The sequence below is a fragment of the Sphingomonas sp. AAP5 genome, from assembly GCF_004354345.1.
GTDB lineage: Bacteria > Pseudomonadota > Alphaproteobacteria > Sphingomonadales > Sphingomonadaceae > Sphingomonas > Sphingomonas glacialis.
The window spans coordinates 1860109-1884020 of the sequence record NZ_CP037913.1 but is presented as its reverse complement, the minus strand read 5'-3'; the positions used below and the strand labels follow the sequence as shown (position 1 = coordinate 1884020).

The window sequence follows — 23912 nt, the reverse complement described above, 5'->3', positions numbered from 1 at the left end:
CACCCCGTCAGGCGGTCTGCTCGGCGAGCGTCGGATAGTCGGTGTAGCCCTTCGCGCCGCCGCCATAGAGCGTGGCCTGATCGATCGTGTTGAGCGGCGCATGCTGCTTGAAGCGCTCAACGAGATCGGGATTGGCGATGTACGGCTGCCCGAACGCGATCAGATCGGCAGTATTCGACTCGACTGCCGTGGTGGCGAGTTCGAGCGTGTAGCCGTTATTCGCCATATAGGTGTTGGCGAAACGGCGGCGCAGCGAGGCGTAATCGAACGGCGCGAAATCGCGATCGCCGCCGGTCGCGCCCTCGATCACGTGGAGATAGACCAAGTCCAGCGCGCTGAGGTGATCGACGATATAGTCGAACAGCGGCTGTGGGTTGCTGTCCGAAACGCCGCTTGCAGGCGAGACCGGCGAAATGCGAATGCCGGTGCGATCGGCACCGACCTCGGCGACGACCGCCTTGGTCACCTCGAGCATCAGCCGTGCGCGGTTCTCGATGCTGCCGCCGTACGCGTCGGTCCGGAGGTTCGCGCCGTCCTTGGCGAACTGGTCGAGCAGATAGCCATTGGCGCCGTGCACCTCGACGCCGTCGAAACCGGCACGGATCGCGTTGGCAGCCGCGCGGCGGAAGTCCTCGACAATGCCGGGCATCTCGTCGAGCTCGAGCGCGCGCGGCGTCGAGGTGTCGACAAAGGCATTGCCGACGAAGGTCTTCGCCTCCGCGCGGATCGCCGAGGGCGCGACGGGGGCGCCGCCGTTGGGCTGGAGGTCGACATGCGAGATGCGCCCGACATGCCACAGCTGGAGGAAGATCTTGCCGCCTGCCGCGTGGACCCGGTCGGTCACGACGCGCCAGCCTTCGACTTGCGCATCGGTGTAGATTCCGGGCGTGTCCTGATAGCCTTGGCCTTGCTGCGAGACCTGCGTCGCCTCGGCGATGAGCAGGCCGGCGGTGGCGCGCTGTGCATAATAATCGGCGGCGAACGGGCCGGGGACGAAGCCCGCCGCCGCGCGGTTACGCGTGAGCGGGGCCATCACGATGCGATTGGCAAGCGGGATCGTGCCGAGCGTGTAGCTGTCGAACAGGGTAGCCATTTGTGTGTCTTTCGGTCGGTGAGGGGGATCAGGCGGCAGCGATGTCGCGGATCGCGCGCTCGAAGAATTCGGTCGGCTGGCCGCCCGAGATCAAGTGACGATCGTTGATGATGATCGCGGGGACGGAGGAGATGCCGCGCGATTGCCAGAGCTGCTCGGCGGCGCGGACTTCGCGGGCATAGGCGTCGCTCTCCAGGATTTCCGCGGCGCGTGCCCGATCGAGCCCGACCTTTTCGGCGAGCGCGACCAGGACGGCATGGTCCGAGGGATCCTGCTGATCGGTGAAATACGCTTGGAACAACGCGCGCTTGAGGTCTGCTTGCTTGCCTTCGAGCTCGGCCCAATGAAGCAAGCGGTGCGCGTCGAAAGTGTTGTAGATGCGGCTGTCAGCGCCCATCGCCATCGTGAAGCCGAGATCGGCGGCGCGCTCGCGGATCGTCGCGCGGTTGGCGGCGGATTGCTCGGGCGTCGCGCCATATTTCTCGGCGATATGCTCTCCGATGTTCTGGCCGTCCTTGCCCATCTGCGGATTGAGTTCGAACGGCTGGAAGGTGATTTCGGCATCGACCACGTCGCTCGTCCGCGCGAGCGCGTCCTCGAGCGCGCGCAACCCGATGATGCACCACGGGCAGGACACGTCTGAAACGAAATCGATCTTCATTGGCTTGGGCATAAGGCACCATCTGCGGTTGGAGTGTTGAAAGGCGATGTGGGGACTGGGCGACGCAAAAACAGGGGCGGAACTCACTTGTATCAAATTATATTGTACACAATATAACCGCTTCCCCGATCCTCACTCCAGGAGAACCACGATGAGCACGCTCTACAGCACCAAGGTAACCGCAGTCGGCGGCCGCAGCGGCACGATTCGCAGCGACGACGGCTTGCTCGACCTTCAGCTTGCGATGCCGGCCGCACTCGGCGGCAAGGGCGGCGCGACGAATCCCGAGCAACTGTTCGCCGCGGGCTATGCCGCTTGCTTCGAAAATGCGGTGATCCATGTCGGCCGCAGCAAGCCGCAGAAGGTCAAGGATGACGATATCCTCGTCGTCGCAGAGGTCGGCCTGTCGCCCAATGCTTCGGGTGGCTTTGTCCTGTCGGTCGCGCTCGACGTGACGATCACCGGGCTCGATCAGGCCGCTGCCGAGGCGCTCGTCGCGCAAGCGCATGCGGTGTGCCCCTATTCGAACGCGGTAAAGGGCAATATCGACGTCAAGATCACCGTCACCACCAAGTGACGCACACGGAGGCGGCGATGCGCGAAGACGACGATTTTCTGCGGCTCGACCGACAGGTCTGCTTCCCGCTCTACGCCGCCTCCAATCTGTTCGGCCGGCTGTATCGCCCGGTGCTGGCAGAACTCGGGCTCACCTATCCGCAGTATCTGGTGATGCTCGTGCTGTGGGAGCAGGCACCGCAAAGCGTCGGCGCACTCGGCGAGCGGCTGCATCTCGACAGCGGCACGCTGACGCCGCTGCTCAAACGGATGGAGAGCGCCGGGCTGGTGACGCGTCAGCGCGATTCCGCCGACGAACGCCGGGTGCTGGTCGGCGTGACCGCACAGGGCGTGGCGTTGCGCGACGCCGCGCGCGCGGTGCCGCAGACATTGGCGAGCGGGCTCGGTCTGTCAGCGGCCGAACTTTCCGATCTCCGCGCGACGGTGCAGCATCTCGTCGGCGTTCTCGCGACCGCCGAGGCGGAGCTCTCCTAGGGCCTCAGCCCGCGAGCCGGTGCACGCCGTCGTCGCCCGGCGCGAGCGACCGCGCCTGCGAGTCGGCGACGAAGGCGAGGCACTGCGCCATCGGCATCGGGCGCGCGAGGTGATAGCCCTGCATCATCTGGCAGCCGAAGGTCCGCAACATGCGCAGATCGTCGATGCTCTCGACGCCCTCGGCGGTCACGTCGATCCGCAGCGACTGGCCGAGGTTGAGCACCGCCTTGACCAGCACTTGGTCGCCCGCCGAATCGGCAAGCCCCGAGACGAAGCAGCGATCGATCTTGAGGCTGTCGACCTTGAGCGTGCGCAGCAGCGACAGCGACGAATAGCCGATCCCGAAATCGTCGATCGCGATGCGGATTCCCGCATTCGACAGCGCCATCAGCTTGCGTGCGCAATCGGCGGTGTCGAGTGCGGTCTCCTCGGTGATCTCGATCTCGAGCGCGGTGGGGGGCAAGCTGCGCTCCGCCAGCGCGGACAGGATCATCCGGTCGACCGGCAATTGCGACATTTCGCGCGGTGATACGTTCATCGCGACGGTGACATGATCGACACCGCGCTCGCGAAGCGCCGCGATCATCGTGCAGACGCGGTCGAGGATCAGGTCCATCAGCGGCCGCGCGAAGCCCGCTTTGGCGGCGGTCGCCATCAGATCGGCGGGCATGATCCAGCCGAGCGTCGGATGCTGCCAGCGCACCAGTGCCTCCAGCCCGAAGACCCGGGTGCCGCCATCGCCGAACATCGGCTGGAACCACACGTCCACTTCAGCCCGGATCAGCGCCGCGGGCAGATCGCGCTCGATGTCGCGGCGCAAGTCGAGCGTGCTGCGCAGATCGTCGCCGAACACGTGGCAGCGATTCCGCCCCGCCGCCTTGGCCGCATACAGCGCGAGATCGGCGCACGACAACATTTCGGGCATCTCGCTGTCGTGCGTCAAATGCAGCCCGACGCTCAGCCCGACACGCGCCACCGTGCCGAAGGTCGGGTATGGCGCCGCCACCGCGCCGATCAGCCGGTCGGCGAGATCGAGCGGCGGGGTGAGCGCGGCATCGGCCGCGAGCAGGACGGCGAACTCGTCGCCACCCCAGCGGCTGATGAGGACATCCTCAGGCAATTCGCGACACAGCCGTTGCGCCACCTCGACCAGGACCTCGTCGCCGATCTTGTGACCGAACACGTCGTTGATCGCCTTGAAGCCGTCGAGATCGAGCAGCATCAGGCAGAAGGGCGGCTTGGCCCGCTCCATCTGCGCCGCAGCGGCGCGCAGGAAACCGGCCCGATTGAGCAAGCCAGTCAGATGGTCATGGTCGGCGCGGTGGCGCATCTCGCTCGCGGTGCTCTGCGCGCTGGCATTCGCGGATTCGAGCGAGCTGTTGAGCGTCGCCATGCAGTGCGTCAGCGCGCTGGCGCGGCGGAAGGTCGCCTCGGCCTGCCGCGCGGTGGCGACCAACGCCGCCCAATAGAGCACCATCGTCGCCGCGAGCATCGTGCGATCGAACCCGCCGACCGCGAGCAGCGCGATCGCGGTCGAAACGATCGGCGGCGTGATGAAGGCGATCGGCACGCGCGCGCACGCGCCGCCATGCGACACCGCGCCGGCGGTTATGCCGCAGCCGACCGCGAGAAAGAACAACGATTGCTGCGTCGTGTAGAGCGCGCACAGCCACGGCAGCGTCGCCCACGCGCACCCCGACGCGAGCGTGACGACCCACAAGGCGCGGAGCTGGCGTTCGACGGCCGCGGGGGTGACGGGCGGTGTTGCCGCGCTGCGCCGACCTCGCGTGCGCCACTGCAAGACACCGCGTGCGATATTGACGCTCAACGATGCAGCGAGCCAGAGCAGCGCCATGCGCGTGGCGCCGGCGTGCCACGCGACGGCGGCGCAGAGCAGGGTGAGCAGGACGTTGATCGGCAGCGCGATCGCCACGCTGCGCTGCGCCTCGACCAGCTGATCGACCCGGACGCGCCAGTCCGAGCACGACGCTTCCCCAAAGGCTGACGATGCGCCGGGAGATTCGCCGGATAGAGTGGTATCGACCATGACTGCCCCTTGCACGCTATCCGTAACGATCGGGTAAAAATGGCGGCTGGCTGCGGGATGTTCCGGAAGCGATACCACTGCCGACCGCATGAGATCGGAGTGGAGACGTGGCGTGTGGGTGGATTGATCGCCGCCAAGCGGTTGCTTAGATGGCGGGACGCGGTAGCCTATGGCGCGCTCCTCCAGGGGCGAGGTGTCGGCCCTTTAGCCCAATCCACCGGAGCGACCGACGATGTGCAACCGCGCCCGCCTCAGCTACGAGCCCGAAACGCTCCATACGCACCTCGCGACGGTGTTCGAACCCGAGCGCCCGCTCGACAATCGTTTCAACCCGCGCGAGCTGATGCCGCGCGGACGCGCGTATGTCGTGCGCGAGGAGGCCGGGCGACGCGGGCTCGATATCATGACGTGGGACGTGCTCGGCGGCGCGGCGGCGTGGCCGATGACCAACGTCCGCAATCTCGGCCTGTCGCAGTGGCGTGCGCTCGCCGCCAGCCCCGAGAATCGCTGCCTCGTACCGCTCAGCGAATTTTGCGAATGGACGCCCGACGCGCAGGATCTCGGCGACGGCAAGAAGCCGCTCAAGGGCGAGATGTGGTTCCAGGTGACCGACCAGCCGCTGTTCTGCGTCGCTGGGTTCTGGCAGCGTACCGCCAAGGGCAACGGCTTCACGATGGTGACCTGCGACCCCAATCCGCTGGTCGCGCCGATCCATCCCAAGGCGATGGTCACGATCCTCGCGCCCGAGGATCACGAGCGCTGGCTGCGGGGCAGCTATGACGATGTGGTCGCGCTGCAGCGCCCGTATCCGGCGGAGCGGATGACGGTGCGCGGGCCGGTGTTCCCGACGCGGCGGAACGAGACGTAGCCATCCCCCCGCCGTCACCCCGGCCTTGTGCCGGGGTCCACCGTGATCCACATACTGCCGGTTCAGCGTACGCGGCACGGTGGGCCCCGGCACGAGGCCGGGGTGACGGCGGGGGGTGGGATCAGTCGGCCGCCACCTCGTCCTTGGGCTTCGCCTTGCCAGCGTCGCGGATCAACCACCGATACAGGCTCGGCAGCAGCACCAGCGTCAGCAGCGTCGAGGTGACGATTCCGCCGATCACCACCGTCGCCAGCGGGCGCTGCACCTCGGCACCGGCACCACTCGCGATTGCCATCGGCACGAAGCCGATCGACGCGACCAAAGCAGTCGACAGCACCGGCCGCAATCGATCACGCGCGCCTTGACGCACCGCGTCGTCGACCGGAAGCGCATCGCCGTCGCGGCCGTCGCGCAGGCTGTTGATATGGTCAATCAGCACCAGCCCGTTGAGCATCGCGATCCCCGACAGCGCGATGAAACCGATCGCCGCGGTGATCGAGAACGGCATCCCGCGTAGCCAAAGCGCCAGCACGCCGCCCGTCACCGCGAACGGAATGCCGGTGTAGACGATCGCCGCCTCCTTCACGCTGCCGAGTGCTGCATAGACCAGCAGGAAGATCAGGATCAGCGCGGCGGGCACGACGATCGACAACCGCTTCTGCGCCGCCTCGAGCTGATGGAACTGCCCGCCGAATTCGATGCGATAGCCTGGCGGCAGCTTGACCTGCTGCTCGACCTCGGCGCGCGCCTTTTTGACATAGCCGGCAAGATCGCTGGTCTTGAGATTGACCATCAACGCTGCACGGCGCTTGCCGCCGTCGTGCAGGATCGGCTCGACCGCGCGGATCGTCCGCAAGTGCGCGACGCGTGACAGCGGCACCATGCCGTATTCGCCGACACGCAGCGGCAGCGCGAGGATCGAAGCTGGATCCGCACGCAGATCCTCCTTCATCCGCACGACGATCATGTGGCGTGCTTCCTCGTGCGGGATGAAACCCTCCTCGGTCCCGGCGATCGCATCGGTGATCGCCTTGTTGACCTCGGCGGTGCCGAGCCCGAGCCGGTTGAGCGCCGCATGATCGAGCTCGACGACGATGCTCTTCGGCCGCCCGGCGGTCTCGAACTCGACGCCGGCCGTGCCGGGCTGCTTCTCGAGAATCGCCTTGGCCTGCTTGGCCGCCTTTTCGAGCACGTCGTAATCCTCGCCGAACACCTTGACCGAGACGTCGGCGCGGACGCCCTCGAGCATCTCGTTGAAGCGCATCTCGATCGGCTGGGCGAATTCGAAGGTCTGGCCCTTATAGACCTTCCGCCCGATCTTCTCGATTCCTGCGACCAGCTCTTCCTTGGTCTTGGGCTTGCCCTCGCCGGTCGGCCAGTCCTTCAGCGGCGCGTAGAAGATGTAGAGATCGTTTTCGTTCGGCGGCATCGGATCGGTCGCGACTTCGCTCGTGCCGATCCGCGAGAAGGTGTGCGTCACTTGCGGGAACTGGCGCTTGATCTGGCGCTCGGTTTCCTTCTCGATCGCCAGGCTGCGGTCGAGCGACATGCCGACCGGACGATAGACCATCGCGGTGATCGCGCCCTCGTCGAGCTGCGGGGTGAATTGCGAGCCGAGCGTGCGGAAGACGAGGAACGTCCCCGCCAGCAGGATGAGCGCGCCGAGCACGAGCAGCTTGGGATGCGCGAGCGCGCGCTCGAGCACGGGGACATAGCCGCGTTCGGCATAGCCGATCAGCCCCGTCTTGCCGCCGTCGCCGGCTTCGCCAGCGGGCGCGCGCAGCAGCCAGGCGGCGAGCGCGGGGACGATCGTGAAGGTCCAGATCAGCCCGGCGAAGATCGCGAGCATCACTGCTTGCGCCATCGGCTGGAACAGCTTGCCCTCGACCCCGCCGAGGCTGAGCACGGGTACATAGACCAGCGCGATGATCACGATCCCGAACAGCGTCGGCCGCGCGACCATCTTGGCTGCATCGGCGACGGTCTGGCGGCGTTCCTCGGGCGTCAGATCCTCGCCCTTGTCGCGCCGTCGCTCGGCGAGCAGCCGCAGGCTGTTCTCGATCACGACGATCGACCCGTCAACGATCAGTCCGAAATCGAGCGCGCCCAGACTCATCAGATTGCCCGACACGCCGATCGCGGTCATGCCCGAGACGGTTACGAGGAAGGCGAGCGGGATGACCAGCGCGACGATCAGCGCCGCGCGCCAATTGCCCATCACGACGAGCAAGACGAGCGCGACGAGCAGCGCGCCTTCGCCGAGATTGTGCTCGACGGTCGAGATCGCGCGGTCGACTAGATCGGCGCGGCTATATTGCCGGTCGAGCACCATGCCCTTGGGCAGCGCCGCCTGGATATCGGGCAATGCATCCTGCACGCGCAATGCGACTTCGCGGCTGTTCTGCCCGACGAGCATCATCACCGTGCCGAGGACGGTCTCGCGCCCGTTCTGCGTTGCCGCCCCCTGGCGCGGGGCCGAGCCGATCACGACGTTCGCCAGATCGCGCACTTGCAGCGGCAGCACGCCGGCGGCGAACTTGACCGGGATCGAGCCGATCTCGGTCGCATTGGTGACGCGGGCCTTGGTCAGCACGGTGAAGCGCTCGGGCCCGCGCACGATGATCCCGCCGCCGGCATTCTCGACATTCTTGCCGACCGCAGCGGCGAGTTCGCCCGCGGTCACGCCGTGCAGCGTAAGGCGTGCGGGATCGGGCTGGACGACGAACTGCTGCTCCATGCCGCCGTTCGAATTGACGTCGGCGACGCCGGTGACCGCGCGCAGCATCGGACGGACGGTATATTCCTGCGCCTCGTAGAGCTCCATCAGCTGGCGCTGCGCGTCGTAATCCTTGGGCGGATTCTTCCATTCGAGCGTGTAGTAATAGATTTCGCCCAAGCCCGTCGTGATCGGCGCCATTTGTGGCGTCGCACCCGGCGGAAGCTGATCGCGCACCGCCTGGATTCGCTCGGCGACGAGCTGGCGCGCGCGCAGCTGGTCGGTCCCGTCCTTGTAGAGCAAAGTGACCTGGCTCAGCCCGGTCTTGGTCAGCGAGCGCGTTTCCTGCAGGCCCGGCTGGCCCGCCATCGCCCGCTCGATCGGCAGCGTCGCGAGCCGCTCGATCTCCTCGGGCGCGAGCGAGGGGACCATCGTGTTGATCTGGACCTGGACGCCGGTGATGTCGGGAATCGCGTCGATCTTGAGCGCCGAATAGGCGCCCATGCCGAGCATCGCGACGATCGCGGTGACGATCGTCACCGCCAGCCGGTGACGCGTCACCAGCGCGAGCAACCAGCCGATCATCGCGCGAGCGCGGTCCCGCCGTTGAGCGCACGCAACTGGAGCAGCGCCTCGAGCGCCTCGCGCCGCGTATCAAGCACGGCGTTGGTCGCTTCGATATAGGATTGCTGCATCTGCATATAGACCTGCAGCGGGATCGCGCCGAGCCGATAGTTGCGGTCGGCGTCGGCGGCGGCATCGGCAAAGCCCTGCGGCGTGCTGCCCGACCATTGGCCGAGCGCCTTGCGCTTGGCCTCATATTGCGCGGCCTGGTCGAACACGTCGCGCTCGATCCGGCGCTCGGCGTTGATCAGCGTGGCATTGGCCTGCGCCTGGCGGCCTTGTTGCGCGGCGACGTCGCCCGCCTGGCGATTCCATACCGGCAGCGTGGTCGACAGCCGCACACCGTAATTGGTCTCGCGAATGTCGGAGCGGGCGCGGTCGTAATACGGGCCGACGCCGATGATCGGGATTCGCGACTTGCGCGCAAGATCGACGCGCAGACCCTGCTGCTCGAACTGCGCGCGCAGCGACTTCAGTTCGAAATTGTTGGCGGCGGCACTCGCCGCGAGCGCTGCGCCCGAGGGGAGATCGGGTAGACGCATGTCGGGGCGGATGACCCGGATCCGCGCCGCGAACGGTGCACCGCGCAACTGATTGAGCTCGTACAGCGCCGAATTCGCCTCGGCATCGGCCATCGCCGCGGTGCGCTCGGCGGTGATTGCGCCGGCCTGGAGCGATGCCGCTTCGAGCCGTGGGGCAGGGCCGGCGGGATCGCGTGCGACGAGAACGCGCGAAAGGTCGCGCATCCGTGCGGCGACGGTTCGTGCGGTGGCGGCCTTTTCGTCGGCGGCGAACAGCCCGTACCCGAGCGAGCGCGCCCGCGCGGCGAGCGTCGCGTCGAACTGCTGGAGACCGATCTTGGCAAGGTCGATCTGCCGCTCGGCGATCGCGCGACGCAGCGCGATCCGCCCGCCGAATTCGATTGGCTGGACGATCGACACGGCATAGGTCTGCCCGTCGCCGAGCAGCGCGCCGGTGGTGCGGTCGTTCGCACTCCGCTGGCCGAATTCGACCACGGCCTCGGGGTCGGCCCAGCGCCCTGCCGCGGCGCGTTCGACGCCGGCGGTCTCGATCTGGCGCTGATAGAATTGCCGCTCGGGATTGTTGGCGATCACATCCTGCGCGAGCCGGTCGAGCGACATCCCCGTCGTCTCCTGCGCTGCCGCCAGCGCTGGCGTAGCGGCGAGCACCACCGCGAGGAAAAGATTCCGCATGCTACTTCCTTTAGACCGAGCTGCACCCGTTAGCGGCGCGAGCGCTCGCGTCGACTAAACACGAGTTCAGACAGAAGGGTCCGCTGTGGTCCAGTGTCGCCTCGCAGCAAAGCTGAAAGCGAATTTAGACAACCCTTCGACCGAACGACCGTTGAGCGTGCCGAGCGAGACGCGGTGGCGTCTCCAGTGCTCGATCGAAAGGACTTCCATGCGTTCCATCCTACTCGCCACGGCGGCGCTCCTCTGTGCGTCGCCCGCGTTTGCCCAGACCCAGCCGCAGACCGGCCCGTTCCCGCTCAACAGCGTCACCGACCGCGTTCATGCGGGGCCGCAGGGCGAGGGGCTGCGCGCTTCGACCCAGGCGCTCCAGCAGACGCTGACCGAACTCCAGCAACTCCAACTCGAGACCAAGCAAGCGCATTGGAACGTCTCGGGCACCTTGTTCTACCCGCTGCACGAATTGCTGCAGGAGCATTACGAAGGCGTCGCAAAATATGCCGATGAAGTCGCCGAGCGGCTGCAGGGGATCGGCGTCTCGTCGGACGGTCGCGCCAACACGATCATCCGCACAAGCCGCATCCCTGAATTCCCGGGCGGCTTTGTCGACGATGCGCAGGTCATCCAGTGGTTCGCGCAATATTACCGGGTGACCAGCGACGAGATCGCGCAGGGGATCAAGGCGACCAACGACACCGATCCGACCACGTCGAACCTGCTGCAGGAAGTCCAGCACGCGATCGACAAATATCAGTGGCAGATGCGTGCGATGATCCAGTCGACACCGACCGATTCGAACACCGGCGCCGATCTCAACGGCGGCCGCCCGCTCGCGCCCACCGGACGCCCGAGCGCACCGGTTCAATAAGCGCAAAGGGCGGGAGCGCGTCTGGCGCTGCCGCCCCAAGCACGGTTCAGGCAGCCTTCGCCGCCATCCGCGCGGCGGCCTTTTCCTCTTCGGTCCAGACCTTGCGCTCGCGCTCCTTGGGCGCCTTGACTTGCTTGACCGGGCCGCCGCCGAGCACGGGCGCGCGCTTGGTCGAGTGGCGCGCAATTTCGCAATGCCATTGGTGATCGTCCTGGACGGTCAGCGTCTGGCCGATCTCGCGTTCGACATCGTGGAGCCAGGCGCGCTGTTCGGCATCGCACAGCGTGATGGCGTAGCCGCTGCGCCCTGCGCGCCCGGTGCGGCCGATGCGGTGGACATAGCTTTCGGGCAAGCTCGGCAGATCGTGGTTGAAGACGTGCGTCACGGTGTCGACGTCGATCCCGCGCGCGGCGATATCGGTCGCCACCAGGACTTGCACCGTGCCCGCGCGGAACGCGTCGAGCGCGCGTTCGCGCTGGCCTTGCGACTTGTTGCCGTGGAGCGCCTCGGCGGTGATGCCGCCTTCGCTGATGAACGCGCACACTTCGTTGGCGATATTCTTCTGCAGCGTGAAGACGACCGCCTGGCCCATGTCGGGGGTCCGCAGCAAGTCGAGCAATGCCGCCTTCTTGTTGGCGGCATCGAGGAACATCACCGACTGTTCGATCCGCTCGACCGTGGTCGAGGGCGGGGCGATCTCGACCTTTGCCGGATCGCGCAGCAAGCTATCGGCGAGCGCTGTGATCGACTTGGGCATGGTTGCCGAGAACAGGAGGGTGTGGCGCTCGGTCGGCACGGTCGCGACGATCTGCGCGATCGGCTTGGCAAAGCCCATGTCGAGCATCTGGTCGGCCTCGTCGAGCACCAGCGCCTCGAGCGTGGACAGGTCGCATTCGCCCTGCTCGATCAGATCGAGCAAGCGCCCCGGTGTCGCCACGATGATGTCGACGCCAGTCTCGAGCGCCTTCACCTGGTGGAACGCGCTGACGCCGCCGAAGATCGTGGTGACACGCGGCTTCAGATCGCGACCGAAATTTTCGAACCCTGCGGCGATCTGCGACACGAGTTCGCGCGTCGGCGCCAGCACGAGGACTCGTGCGCCGCGCGCAGGTGCGGGGCGGGGATCGGCGGCGAGGCGATGGAGCAGCGGCAGCGCGAAGGCTGCGGTCTTGCCGGTGCCGGTCTGCGCCATGCCGAGCATGTCGCGGCCCTGCAGCAGCAGCGGGATCGCGCCGGCCTGGATCGGGGTCGGCTTGGCGTAGCCGAGGTCGGCGAGGCTGCGCAGCAGGAAGGGCGCGAGTGCGAGATCGGCGAAAGTCATGGTCATGGGCACGCGGCGCCTCCGGCGCTGAGCAAAGCTGCGCCTGATCGGGCTTAGCGAGGTTGGGAGCGCGGGCTGGTAGGTGCGATGCTGCACTGCGTCAATCTCGAACATCTCAGGCGGGGACGCTCAAGGCCGCGTTGTAGTGGCCGCTTTATTGAAGCTCCAAAGCGCGGATCGCTTTCCCCGCGATCGTCTGTCCCGACACGCTGATCGAATAGCGCCACAGCTCTTCATCGGGATCGGTCATCGCGATGCGGATCATCTTGGCCAGAGGGCCGTCGCCAATCTGCTCGAGCACGGCCCGCTCGATCTCGTCGGGCCATTCGGCGCGCGAGCGAAACAGGACGGCAGGCTCGGACGGCGACAGGGACCGCGCAGTCATGGGATTCGCATCTTTTGCTGCTCTGCTCCTGTACCGTTTCCAACGAACGGCTTGGCCCGACATCGCCGGAGCGCACGCGAGACGCAAGTCTGCGGTGGAATATGCGTCGATTCGGCGGTAGCGAGCGATCGTCGTGCGACCCATCCAACCGCAGCGACGATGCCGCCCATGGGATTGGCGGCGTCGTGGCGGTCCGATACGGGGGTGCAACAAAGGGAGCCTGATCATCCGCCAGATTGCAGCACTGCCCTATCGCACCGAAGGGACCAGAATCGACGCGCCCGTGCGCGTGTTGCTGGTCACCTCGCGCGAAAGCAAGCGATGGGTCATTCCGAAGGGAAATCCGATGACCGGGATGGCGTCCCACCGGGCCGCCGCGGTCGAGGCCGAGGAGGAGGCCGGCGTCAGCGGGCTCGTCTGCCCGACCCCGCTCGGATCGTACCGCTACCGCAAGCGCAAGGGCAACGGCGCCTCGCTGATGCTCGATGTCGACGTCTTCCCGTTGGCGGTGACGCGCGAGCACGACGTGTGGAAGGAACAGTCGCAGCGCGAACGTCGCTGGTTCTCGCTCCCCGACGCCGCGGACGCGGTCGATGAAAGCGATTTGCGCGATCTCATCCGCTCGTTCGGCCCCGCCGAATTCAAGACCGCCGCAGAGCGCAAGGGTGTGCTTGCGGCCGTTGCCAAAACTACGAAAGTCCGTCCGATGTTCGCTTGGTTCCAACGCCTCCTGCCGCGCACCGGCAATTTCTTCGAGCTGTTCGAAGCGCACGCCGTCGCGATCGGCGCCGCGGCCGACGCGGTCGCGCGGTTGCTGCGCAACGGCACCGGCGGCGCCGCCGACCATATCCGCGAAGTGATCGAGCGCGAGCACGACGCCGACGACATCACGCGCGAGATGCTGCTGACGGTGCGGCGGACCTTCCTCACGCCGTTCGATCGCGGCGCGATCACCAGCCTGATCGGCGCGATGGACGATTCGATCGACGAGATGCAGGCCGCGGTGCAAGCGATCGACTTGTACGAGGTCGCGCACTTCACTCAGGAAATGACCGACATGGCCGCGATCATCGTCGATGCCGCGCGGCTCACCGCCGAGGCGATGCCGCTGCTGCGCGACGTTGGGAGGAATGGCGGGCGGCTGCACGAACTGACCGAGCGGATGGTCCGCATGGAGAGCCAGGCCGACGCGATCCACGCCAATGGCGTAAAGCGCGCGTTCAAGGAACTCGGCGCGAGCGACACGCTCGGCTTCATCGTGCAACGCGAGGTGTACAAGCATCTCGAACGGATCGTCGCCGCCTTCAAACACGTCGCCAACGAAATCGATGGCATCGTCATCGATCACGCCTGACCAGATCGATGTACACCTTAGCCTTGCCCTTGCTGATCGGCCTGATCGCCGTCGCGCTCGCGTTCGACTTCCTCAACGGGTTGCACGACGCGGCGAATTCGATCGCGACGGTCGTGTCGACGCGGTTGCTCAAACCCGTCCACGCTGTGCTGTTCGCAGGCTTCTTCAACTTCGCCGCCTATTTCCTGACGATCACCTTCCCGAGCCTGCACGCGGTCGCCTCGACGATCGGGAAGGGGCTGATCGCGCAGGAACTGGTGACTCCGGCGGTGGTGTTCGGCGCGCTGGTCGGCGCCATGTTCTGGAACGTCGTTACTTGGCTCAAGGGCATTCCCTCGTCGTCGAGCCACGCGCTGGTCGGCGGGATGATCGGGTCGGGAGTCGCGCATGCGGGCATCACCGGGGTGCAGTGGAGCGGACTCAACAAGACGCTGATCGCGATCGTGCTGTCGCCGGTGCTCGGCATGATCCTGTCGATGCTGATCATGCTGGTGTCGAGCTGGCTGTTCAGCCGCGCCACGCATCGCACTGCGGAGCGCTCGTTCCGCGCGCTGCACTTGATCTCGTCGGGCACCTATTCGCTCAGCCACGGGCTCAACGATGCGCAGAAGACGATGGGGATCATCACCGTCCTGCTGTTCTCGACCGGCTATCTCCACGGCGATTTCGAAGTGCCGCATTGGGTGGCGATCAGCTGCTACGTCGCGATGGGGCTCGGCACGCTGACCGGCGGGTGGAAGATCATCGAGACGATGGGCTCGCGCATCACCAAATTGTCGCAGCACCAGGGGTTCAGCGCCTCGCTCGGCGGGTCCGTGATGGTGTTCGCGGCGTCGCTGCTCGGGATTCCCGTCTCGACGACGCATACGATCACGGGCTGCATCATCGGTGCCGGCGTCGCCAGGCGCGCGTCGGCGGTGCGGTGGGGCGTGGCGCAGAACGTTCTGGTCGCGTGGATCATCACGATCCCCGCCTCGGCGGCGGTCGGCGCGGCCTTCTACATGCTGACGACGCTGTTCTGAGCGTCCAATCGCGGCGTGGTGCATCCCGGCGCGATGCCGGACGTTGGAGTGCGATGACCATCCTCGTTCCGATCCTCGGCGACCAACTGTCGCACACCATCGCCTCGCTGCACGGCGTGCCGAAAGACGGCACCGTCGTTCTGCTGATGGAGGTCGCCGACGAGACGACCTATGTCCGCCACCACAAGCGCAAGATCGCGCTGATCTTCTCGGCGATGCGGCACTTTGCCGACGAACTGCGCGCGGCGGGATGGAGCGTCGATTACATCCGGCTCGACGATCCCGAAAATAGTGGGAGCTTCTCGGGCGAAGTCGCGCGCGCGGTCGATCGGCATCGGCCAAGCGCGATCCGGATCGTCGAGCCCGGCGAATGGCGCGTGCGGACGATGATCGACCGCTGGCCCGAGCGGTTCGGGCTTCGCGTCGACGTGCTGATCGACGATCGCTTCATCTGCGGCATCCTCGAATTCCAGACCTGGGCACAGGCGCGCAGCGAGCTCGTGATGGAATATTTCTATCGCGAGATGCGCCGCAAGACCGGCCTGCTGATGACTCCCGACGACAAGCCCGAGGGCGGCCGCTGGAATCTCGACAAGGACAATCGCGCACCGCCCAAGCGCGGGCTCAATTATCCCGAGCCAATGCATTTCGCGCCCGACGAGGCGACGCAGGCGGTGATGGCGCTGGTCGCCGATCGCTTTGCCGAGCATTTCGGGCGGCTGGAGCAGTTCGCCTTGCCGGTGACCGCCGCGCAGGCGCGCGAGGCGCTCGCGCATTTCGTCAAGACCGCGCTCCCCGATTTCGGCACGTATCAGGACGCGATGGTGACGGGGCAGGACTGGCTCTACCATAGCTGGCTCAGCCCCGCGCTCAATCTCGGGCTGCTGACCCCGCTCGAGGTCGCGCAGGCCGCCGCCGACGCCTATGCCGCGGGCAGCGTGCCGCTCAATGCGGCGGAGGGGTTCATTCGCCAGATCATCGGCTGGCGCGAATATGTCCGTGGCTATTACTGGCTCGAGATGCCCGACGTCGCAGCCGCGAACGCGCTCGAGGCGACTCGGCCGCTGCCCGATTTCTACTGGACCGGCGACACGCAGATGCTGTGCCTCGCCGAAGCGGTGCGCAACACGCGCGACAATGCCTATGCGCATCATATCCAGCGGCTGATGGTGCTCGGCAATTTCGCGATGCTCGCCGGCGTGCGGCCGCAGGACGTCGCCGACTGGTTCCTCGTCGTCTATGCCGATGCCTATGAATGGGTCGAACTGCCCAACGTCATCGGCATGAGCCAGCACGCCGATGGAGGCCGGCTCGCGACCAAGCCCTATGCCGGGGGCGGCGCGTATATCGACCGGATGTCCGACCATTGCGGCAAATGCCGCTACGATGTGAAAAAGAAGGTCGGGCCCGACGCTTGCCCGTTCAATGCGCTGTATTGGGATTTTCTCGCGCGGCACGAACGTCTGTTCGGGCGCAATCACCGCATGGCGAACATGTACGCGACGTGGAACCGGATGAAGCCCGAGGTGCGCGATTCCTATCGCGCGAGTGCGCAGGCGTTCCTCGCGACGCTCGTACCGGCGGCAAAGGGATGGGCGCGCGGAAGCGGATCGGACGCGCGATGACGATCGACAGACCTGAGGCGCCTGCGCGCACCCTCGTCGTGGTGTTCGGGGCTGCCGTGCGGGCCGATGGGACGGCCAGCCCCGCACTCGCGCGCCGCGTCGGTTATGCCGCTGCGGTTGCCGAAGCGGATCCGCGCGCCGACCTGTTCCTCTCGGGCGGGGTGGGGACCTATCCACCGTCCGAGGCGGCGGTGATGGCCGAACTGCTGCACGGCACCGTCGCGCGCGATCGGCTGATCCTCGATGACGTCAGCGCGGACACGCTCCAGACGGTTCGCGCGGCTGCGGGCTATGCGCGGCGTCACGGTTATACGGCGATCCGGACTTGTACCGATGCGTACCACCACCCCCGCGTGCGGATGCTGTTTGCGTTGCTGGGCCTTGCCAGCCGTCCAGTACGGATGGTCGCGCGCGGGCCAAAGCCGTTGCAGGCCAAGATGTGGATGCGCGAGGCCGCAGCGATTCCCTACGACATGGTCGCAGGCGTGAACGCTGCCTGGCGCCATCGCCGTCGATGAGGGGAAGGCTATCGCGGTCGGTGTCCCGCCCGCGATCGTGTCGGTCTACGTGCCGGGCAGGACGGCCGATGCAGGCGTGCGAGCGACCCTGGCGTTCTCCGCTAATGTCCCGTGCTGGACTCCGATATCATGATGGCCGCAGTCTCCGCATAGACCGCTTCCCAAGCTTTACGGGCCTCCGAAGTGAAACGGCTTTCCAGAATTTCTGCGAACGTATCGATCAGCACGGCTCCGACGATCGCATATTGGTATGTGTCCACACCGTACTGAACATGCTGTCTGGCCAAGGTCGCCAAGGTCGGACGCATGCGGGCAAGGTCAGCGATGTTTTCGACCAAGACATCGATGGTTTGCCTGAACACACTCGTTTGGTGCGTCAATTCGTCAGGAAATAGCGCGCGCACGAACGGATGCTTCAGGAATAGCTGGTGATAGAAGAGGATAGAATACGGTTCGGAATGCTTGCAAATCAGCGAGTAGCTGTCCTTCACGAGCTGAACCTGCTCTGGAGTTAAAGCCACCTTCGCTGCTCCTCTCGGGTTATATCGTTCGATATTCCATCATTTCAGTGTCCGATTACCCCGCTGCCATCTTGACCCGCCAAGCTCGCAGCCTGGCAGAGAAACATGGTGCAGCACAATCTTGCGCGTCAATGATCTAGATCAAGTTCAACCCGATAGAGTGCCGATGGTTTGGGGGTACTTTTGGGTAACAGGCAGCGATCGGTAGCCATAATAGACGGGCGGTGAGAGCACATGCGCGCGCACGATTATCCCCAGTGTGGCGATCAATGAGATGGCGTTCGTGATTGAAGTTGTTGTGGACGTTGGCATGGACCGAAGCGAACTTCTGTAGGGTCCTCATCTGCCCCGTGCTCCCCATTCTCAGGCCGCTGATACCTTAGCTTTGGTGTCCGTATGCCCTTGGCTGGGGCGGTTGGTAAACTCGGCGGGTGCCAACCCGCCAAGGCTGCGGTGCGGACCCACATTGTTTTGGTCCGTCCGCCATGCCGCGATGATCCGTCTCGCCGCAGCCAGCGATGAGAACCGGTGCTCGTTCAAGCACCCGTCGCGCAAGCGACCATTAAAGCTCTCGACCAAGCCGTTCTGCTGCGGCTTGCCCGGCGCAATGTAATGCCATTCGACCCCTGTCTCCTGGCACCAGGGGAGGACGGTGTGACAGGTGAGCTCGGGGCCATTGTCGCTGAACACCGCGCACGGCAGCCCACGACGTTCGGCGATGGCGCCCAGCTCGCGAACGACCCGCCGGCCCGACAAAGAGGTATCGACGCCCTCACGCTTGAGCAGGATCGCCAGCCGCCGATAGCCGAACCGGCGGCGCTCATTGGCGATCTCGCGCATCCGCTCGCGGACAACGTCGTCCCTTCCGCGCAGCGGCTCTTATTGCCATGCCGACCGATTGACCCCGACCAGCCTGCAGGCGCGACGCTTACGAGAAGCCGTGGTCGGCCATCAGCTTCTCCACCGCAACGTAGCGCGCCGCAGACCGGGTCAGTTTTTTCCCAGCAGATCCTTCAACGCCGACACGTTCAGCATCGACTCCGCCAGCAGCTTCTTCAGCCGTCGGTTCTCTTCCTCGAGCACACGCAATCGCGCAGCATCGGACACCGCCAGCCCGCCATACTTCGACTTCCAGGTGTGAAACGTCGCATCGCTGATCCCGTGCTTGCGGCACAGGTCGGCGGTCTTCACGCCAGCCTCATGCTCGCGTAGCACGGCAATGATCTGATCCTCGGTAAATCGGCCTCGCTGCATCACTCGTCTCCATCTGACGAGCTAACGTACCAATGGCATGATTTCTGGGGAGCATGTCACACGGGACCTTGGTCTATTGACCGTCAGGAGATGTTGTGCGGCGCCGGCGGCGGCGTATCGGCAGTACCGCTGATCGTGCTCGCACGCTGCCTGATCTGCGGCGCAACCCAGCGAATCCCGGTGTCGTTCCCCCCGGCGAGAATCGCCGCCGCGCGCGACACCGCCTCGGCGCCGATCTCCGCAATCCCCACACGCATCGTGGTGAGGGCCGGAGTGACGAAGCGGGCGAGCGGGATATCGTCGAACCCCGCGACGGCGATGTCGTCGGGCACGTTAAGCCCGGCGCGCTGAAAAACGACGAGCGCGCCGATCGCCATCATGTCGTTCGCCGCGAACAGCGCATCGGGCCCCTCGACGTCTCCGAGCAGCGCCTGTGCGGCAGCTGTCCCCGATTCCTCGTCGAAATCGCCCGTCAGGACGCGCGGGTTGAGGCCGTGGCGGGTCATCGCAGCCCGATAGCCGACGATGCGCTCCTCGGCATCGCGGTTGCCGCGCGGGCCAGAGAGGTGGACGATGCGCCGCCGCCCGGACGCGACCAAATGCTCGACCATCGCATCGGCGGCGGCGACATTATCGATGCGGAACTGCGGATGGTCCGCCGCGACGTCGGGACAGCTGATGAGGACCGTCGGCAAACTCGCCGGGATATGCGCGAGCAGGCGCTCGGGGTCGATATCGGGCGCCATGATGATCAGGGCGTCGACACGCCCGCGCATGAAGCGCAAAGTCTCAGTCCCGCGCTGATCGCCGTGCATGTTCGACAGCAGCAGCTGCAACCCGCGCGCGGAAGCCTCGGCGTCGATGCCGCGCAGCGCCTCCGAATAGAATTCGCCGTGAAGATCGGGCAACATCACGCCGATCGCGTTGGTGCGCGCCAAGCTAAGGCTGCGCGCGCCGGTGTGCGGCACGTAGCCGAGCGCGGCTGCGACCGACTGGACGTGCTCGCGCAGATTGGCGCGCACATTTCCGTGGCCGTTCAACGCACGTGAGACCGTGGCGATCGAAACGTTCGCCGCGCGAGCGACATCACGGATTGTGGCATGCGCCATAAAGCGAAGGTTTCCGGCTGTTGTTCTCAAGCCCGCTTGCACCACGAAAGCGGCACCGCGGCAAGGCTCTTGCTGTAACCGGTTACATTTGCGATAGGCCTCGCAAAACTGGGGAAGATTGATTGAACACGATACAGGTCTCGCGACGCAGCCTAATGCTCGGCAGTGCGGCGGCGCTGATGTGGCGCTCCAGTCCGGCTAGCGCGCTGCTGGAATCGCTTGGCACCGGCGCGCTGCCGCTGGCCGTCGAGGCGCTAGTAGGGCAAATGACGCTCGAGGAAAAAGCAGGGCAGCTGACGCTGATGGCTGCGGCGTGGGCGGGCGGCGCCGCAAGCAAGCTCAATCCGATCGCCCCGACCGGTGGCTATGAGAGTCAGTTGGCGGACGCCGCGGCTGGTCGGCTGACCGGCGTCTTCAACGGCAATGGCGCGAAAATGGCGCTGGCGATGCAGCAGGCAGCGATGCGCGGCCGGTTGCAGATTCCACTGATCTTCGCTGCAGACGTGATCCACGGCTTCCGCACGGTGTTCCCGGTGCCCTTGGGTGAGGCGGCGAGCTTCGATCCCGCGCTCGCCGAGCGGACCGCGCGCGTCGCGGCGTTGGAGGCGGCGGCGGCGGGGATCGATTGGACCTTCGCGCCGATGGTCGACATCGCGCGCGACGCGCGTTGGGGGCGCGGTGTCGAGGGTGCGGGCGAGGACGTGCTGCTCGGCTGCGATTTTGCGCGCGCCCGGGTGCGCGGCTTCCAGGGCAGCACGCTGACCGCGAACGACGCGGTGATGGCCTGCGCCAAGCATTTCGCGGCATATGGCGCAGGTGAGGGGGGGCTCGATTACAATTCGGTCGATATTTCCGAGCGAAGCCTGCGCGACGTCTATTTTCCGCCGTTCGCGGCAGCGCTCGATGCCGGCGCCGGGTCGGTGATGGCGGCGTTCAACGAAGTGGCGGGGATTCCGGCGACTGCCAGCCATTGGCTGATGACCGACGTGCTGCGCAAAGAATGGGGTTTCGGCGGGCTGACCGTGTCGGATTATACTGGCGATGAGGAATTGATCGCGCACGGCTTCGCCGCCGACGAGCGCGACGCTGCACGGCTGGCCTTCCTGGCGGGTGTCGACATGAGCATGCAGAGCGCGCTGTACATCAAATATCTCCCCGACTTGGTGCGTTCGGGCGCCGTCCCGATGGCTCGGCTCGACCAGGCGGTGCGGCGCGTGTTTCGCGTGAAGGTGGCGCTCGGTCTGTTCGCCGATCCGTTCCGCCGGATCGATGCGAAGCGCGAAGCGGCGCGGATCGGCACGCCCGCCAACCGCGCGGTGGCGCGCGACGCGGCTCGGCGCTCGATCGTCCTGCTCAAGAACGATGGCGCGCTGCTGCCTCTGGCGCAGAACCGCAAGATCGCGCTGGTCGGCCCATTCGCGGCGGGACAGCATGATCTGATCGGCCCGTGGAACGTCTATGGATCCGATGCCGATGCGATCGATCTCGCGACGGGCGTGCGGGCGCAAGCCGGTCCGCGGGCTGAGATCAGCGTGACGCCGGGCTCGGGCGTCGATGTGCCGCTCGACGGCGGAATCGCCGCGGCGGTCGCGGCGGCACAGGCGGCGGATGTCGTAGTGCTCGCGATCGGCGAGAGCCAGGACATGTCGGGCGAGGCCCAGGCGCGTACCGAGATCGTCGTGCCCGCGGCGCAGCGCGCGCTCGCCGAAGCCTTGGCCGCCACGGGCAAGCCGATCGTGGTGCTGCTCAAGAACGGTCGCGCGCTGGCGCTCGACGGGGCGGTACTCGCGGCACCCGCGATTTTGGTGACGTGGTTCCTCGGATCGGAAGGCGGGCCGGCGATCGCCGACATCCTGTTCGGGCGCTTCAGCCCGTCAGGGCGGCTGCCGGTCAGCTTCCCGCGCGCGACGGGGCAGGCGCCCTATTACTATGCGCACAAGGCGACCGGCCGGCCAAACCCCGATGGTCCGCTTGAGCCGTTCAAGGCGCATTATCGCGGCATTCCCAACACCGCGCTGTTCCCGTTCGGGCATGGCCTGACCTATGGCCAGGTCGCCTATGCCGGCTTGGAGACGAGCAACGGCGGCACGGTGTCGGCAGATGGCACGCTGAGCGTGTCGGCGACGGTCAGCAATACCGGCAAGGTCGCGGCGGATGAGGTCGTCCAGCTGTACGTGCACGATGTCGCTGCGAGCATCACGCGCCCGGTGCGCCAGCTCGTCGCCTATCGGCGGATTACGCTGGCGCCCGGCGCATCGCAGAAGGTGAGTTTCACGCTGCGTCGCTCCGACCTCACGTTTATCGGCACCGCCATGAAGCCGACGGTCGAGCCCGGCGCGTTTCAGGTCTGGATCGCGCCATCGGCTGAGGCAGAGGGCGTGTCGGGCCGCTTTACGCTGGCGGCCTAGCCGCGGCGCGCTCGGCCAGCGTCGCGACGATCCGCCGGTGCGTGTCGCGGCGCAGCGGGTTGGCGGCCATCGCCAGCGCCGACAGCAGGCAGCCGAGGATCGGCGCGGCGACCATGATCCAGCGGATATCGGTGATGATTTCGGGCGACTGCGCGGTTTGCGGGGCATAGCCGATCGCGGAATAGGCAAATCCGGTGATCGCGGTCGCGGCGCCGATCGACACCTTCTGCAGCAACGCGGCGACGCCGAACGACAGGGCTTCGACGCGCACGCCGCTGTGCAGTTCGCCGTATTCGACGGTATCGGGCAGCATCGCCCAGAACACGAAGCTGAACGCGGCGAGGGCGGCCTGCATCGTCACGAGGAACAGGTCCGCGCGCCAGGCGGCTCCGGTGTCGGTCAGCGCGAACACGGTGCTGCCCGCAACCGCCAGCGCGGCCGTGCCGGCAAGCGCGTCGCGCACGACCTAGGTGAAGGAATAGAGCACCGAGCGCGACAGCATCGTCGATGCGATCGCGATGCACATCATTGCCGCGCACAGCGTGACGAACGCGCGGTTGGCGCCCAATGTGGCAAGACCGCGCAGCACGGGTGTCGGCGGCGCGATCGGCGATGCGTCCGCGCCGTGTGGCGACCCGCGCGCCACATGGATCAGAAGCGGCGTCGCGATTGCCGCGAATAGCGCCGCCGCGACGAGGAACCCCGTCGTTCCGGTCGGCGTCCCCGACGCCGCGAGCGAGATCCGCTCGGTGGACAGCGAGACCACCACCGCGGCGATCGTACCGAACAGCATCCGCACGCCCGCGATCGCCGCGCGGTCGCGGCTGTCGCTGCTGATCCGTACGCTCCATGCAGCATAGGAGATGTTGACCAGCGCGTAGAGCGACCGGAACGCGATCTGCGCGACCAGCAGGCCGACGACCAGCGCCATGCCGTGGGACGGCGGCGCGAAATAGAGCAATGGAAAGGCGAGCCCGAGCGGAATCGCGCCATAGCTGATCACGCGCGCATAAGCGGGCCGTCCGCGCTCGGCCCAGATGCCGGTCAGCAGATCGGCGATACCGTCCCACACCGAACCGATCATGTAGATCAGGCCGGCCACCTGCGGCGCGAGGTGCAGTACGTCGGTATAATAGAAAAACAGAAACAGGCTCGAGCTCTGCCAGAAGAGATTGCACGCGAAATCCCCCGACGCGAACCGCAGCCGCGCGGGCCAGCAAAGCTGTGGTGCAAGGGATGCCGAATCGGTCATCGAGG

General features: G+C 66.3%; 18 protein-coding genes and 2 pseudogenes. 9 read left to right on the top strand and 11 right to left on the bottom strand.

What is annotated here, in order from left to right; all coding sequences use genetic code 11:
* Positions 1-7: 7 nt before the first annotated feature.
* On the bottom strand, positions 8-1093 hold the full coding sequence (locus E2E30_RS08630) for an alkene reductase (RefSeq protein WP_133189064.1): 1086 nt from the start codon (positions 1091-1093) through the stop codon (positions 8-10).
* Between the two features lie 28 nt (positions 1094-1121).
* Positions 1122-1766, bottom strand: a complete 645-nt coding sequence (locus tag E2E30_RS08625) for a DsbA family oxidoreductase (RefSeq protein WP_165954482.1) — start codon at positions 1764-1766, stop codon at positions 1122-1124.
* Positions 1767-1905: 139 nt separating this feature from the next.
* Here E2E30_RS08625 and E2E30_RS08620 point away from each other — a divergent pair, with 139 nt between their 5' ends.
* Together E2E30_RS08620 and E2E30_RS08615 are read left to right on the top strand one after the other, a co-directional pair.
* Positions 1906-2331, top strand: a complete 426-nt coding sequence (locus E2E30_RS08620) for an organic hydroperoxide resistance protein (RefSeq protein ID WP_133189060.1) — start codon at positions 1906-1908, stop codon at positions 2329-2331.
* 17 nt (positions 2332-2348) lie between these two features.
* Positions 2349-2804 carry a MarR family winged helix-turn-helix transcriptional regulator gene (locus E2E30_RS08615; RefSeq protein WP_133189058.1) on the top strand — a complete coding sequence of 152 codons (456 nt, stop codon included), beginning with the start codon at positions 2349-2351 and terminating at the stop codon, positions 2802-2804.
* Between the two features lie 4 nt (positions 2805-2808).
* Here E2E30_RS08615 and E2E30_RS08610 read toward each other — a convergent pair whose 3' ends face one another.
* Positions 2809-4851, bottom strand: a complete 2043-nt coding sequence (locus E2E30_RS08610; RefSeq protein WP_133189056.1) for a putative bifunctional diguanylate cyclase/phosphodiesterase — start codon at positions 4849-4851, stop codon at positions 2809-2811.
* Between the two features lie 232 nt (positions 4852-5083).
* Here E2E30_RS08610 and E2E30_RS08605 point away from each other — a divergent pair, with 232 nt between their 5' ends.
* Complete coding sequence (locus tag E2E30_RS08605) at positions 5084-5719, top strand: SOS response-associated peptidase (protein ID WP_133189054.1); 636 nt, start codon at positions 5084-5086, stop codon at positions 5717-5719.
* A gap of 121 nt (positions 5720-5840) precedes the next feature.
* On the opposite strand, the gene E2E30_RS08600 is transcribed toward E2E30_RS08605, so the two are convergent.
* Both E2E30_RS08600 and E2E30_RS08595 read right to left on the bottom strand, forming a co-directional pair.
* On the bottom strand, positions 5841-9020 hold the full coding sequence (locus E2E30_RS08600; protein WP_133189052.1) for an efflux RND transporter permease subunit: 3180 nt from the start codon (positions 9018-9020) through the stop codon (positions 5841-5843).
* The gene (locus tag E2E30_RS08595) at positions 9017-10273 is read right to left on the bottom strand and encodes a TolC family protein (protein WP_133189050.1); all 1257 of its coding nucleotides are present in this window, start codon (positions 10271-10273) and stop codon (positions 9017-9019) included. Before E2E30_RS08595 ends, E2E30_RS08600 begins: the two co-directional genes overlap by 4 nt.
* A 208-nt stretch (positions 10274-10481) precedes the next feature.
* On the opposite strand from E2E30_RS08595, the gene E2E30_RS08590 reads away from it, so the two are divergent.
* Positions 10482-11138, top strand: a complete 657-nt coding sequence (locus E2E30_RS08590; protein ID WP_133189048.1) for a Dps family protein — start codon at positions 10482-10484, stop codon at positions 11136-11138.
* 46 nt (positions 11139-11184) lie between these two features.
* Here E2E30_RS08590 and E2E30_RS08585 read toward each other — a convergent pair whose 3' ends face one another.
* Both E2E30_RS08585 and E2E30_RS08580 read right to left on the bottom strand, forming a co-directional pair.
* Positions 11185-12465, bottom strand: coding sequence for a DEAD/DEAH box helicase (locus E2E30_RS08585; protein ID WP_133189046.1), 1281 nt, complete (start codon positions 12463-12465; stop codon positions 11185-11187).
* A gap of 148 nt (positions 12466-12613) precedes the next feature.
* On the bottom strand, positions 12614-12844 hold the full coding sequence (locus E2E30_RS08580) for a hypothetical protein (protein WP_133189044.1): 231 nt from the start codon (positions 12842-12844) through the stop codon (positions 12614-12616).
* A gap of 244 nt (positions 12845-13088) precedes the next feature.
* Between E2E30_RS08580 and E2E30_RS08575 the strand changes: the two genes are divergently transcribed.
* From E2E30_RS08575 to E2E30_RS08560, 4 genes are read left to right on the top strand one after another with little or no spacing between them, the layout of a single operon-like run.
* Complete coding sequence (locus E2E30_RS08575) at positions 13089-14198, top strand: DUF47 family protein (RefSeq protein ID WP_416194525.1); 1110 nt, start codon at positions 13089-13091, stop codon at positions 14196-14198.
* Positions 14199-14206: 8 nt separating this feature from the next.
* Positions 14207-15220, top strand: coding sequence for an inorganic phosphate transporter (locus E2E30_RS08570; RefSeq protein WP_133189042.1), 1014 nt, complete (start codon positions 14207-14209; stop codon positions 15218-15220).
* Positions 15221-15273: 53 nt separating this feature from the next.
* Positions 15274-16845, top strand: coding sequence for a cryptochrome/photolyase family protein (locus E2E30_RS08565; RefSeq protein WP_133189040.1), 1572 nt, complete (start codon positions 15274-15276; stop codon positions 16843-16845).
* Complete coding sequence (locus E2E30_RS08560; RefSeq protein WP_165954481.1) at positions 16842-17363, top strand: YdcF family protein; 522 nt, start codon at positions 16842-16844, stop codon at positions 17361-17363. The genes E2E30_RS08565 and E2E30_RS08560 overlap by 4 nt, the downstream gene beginning before the upstream one ends.
* 101 nt (positions 17364-17464) lie before the next feature.
* On the opposite strand, the gene E2E30_RS08555 is transcribed toward E2E30_RS08560, so the two are convergent.
* The 3 genes and pseudogenes from E2E30_RS08555 to E2E30_RS08545 form a co-directional block, all read right to left on the bottom strand.
* Positions 17465-17884 (bottom strand): globin domain-containing protein, encoded by a 420-nt coding sequence (locus E2E30_RS08555; RefSeq protein WP_165954480.1) that lies wholly within the window; start codon positions 17882-17884, stop codon positions 17465-17467.
* A gap of 363 nt (positions 17885-18247) precedes the next feature.
* Positions 18248-19138, bottom strand: a pseudogene (locus E2E30_RS08550) (integrase core domain-containing protein).
* 83 nt (positions 19139-19221) lie between these two features.
* Positions 19222-20247: a LacI family DNA-binding transcriptional regulator gene (locus E2E30_RS08545; RefSeq protein WP_133189034.1), complete on the bottom strand. Its 1026-nt coding sequence runs from the start codon at positions 20245-20247 to the stop codon at positions 19222-19224.
* Between the two features lie 179 nt (positions 20248-20426).
* Between E2E30_RS08545 and bglX the strand changes: the two genes are divergently transcribed.
* Positions 20427-22655 (top strand): beta-glucosidase BglX, encoded by a 2229-nt coding sequence (bglX, locus tag E2E30_RS08540; RefSeq protein ID WP_133191997.1) that lies wholly within the window; start codon positions 20427-20429, stop codon positions 22653-22655.
* On the opposite strand, the pseudogene E2E30_RS21000 reads toward bglX, so the two are convergent.
* Positions 22639-23907 (bottom strand): annotated as a pseudogene (locus E2E30_RS21000) (MFS transporter). The gene bglX and the pseudogene E2E30_RS21000 overlap by 17 nt on opposite strands.
* Between the last annotated feature and the right edge of the window lie 5 nt (positions 23908-23912).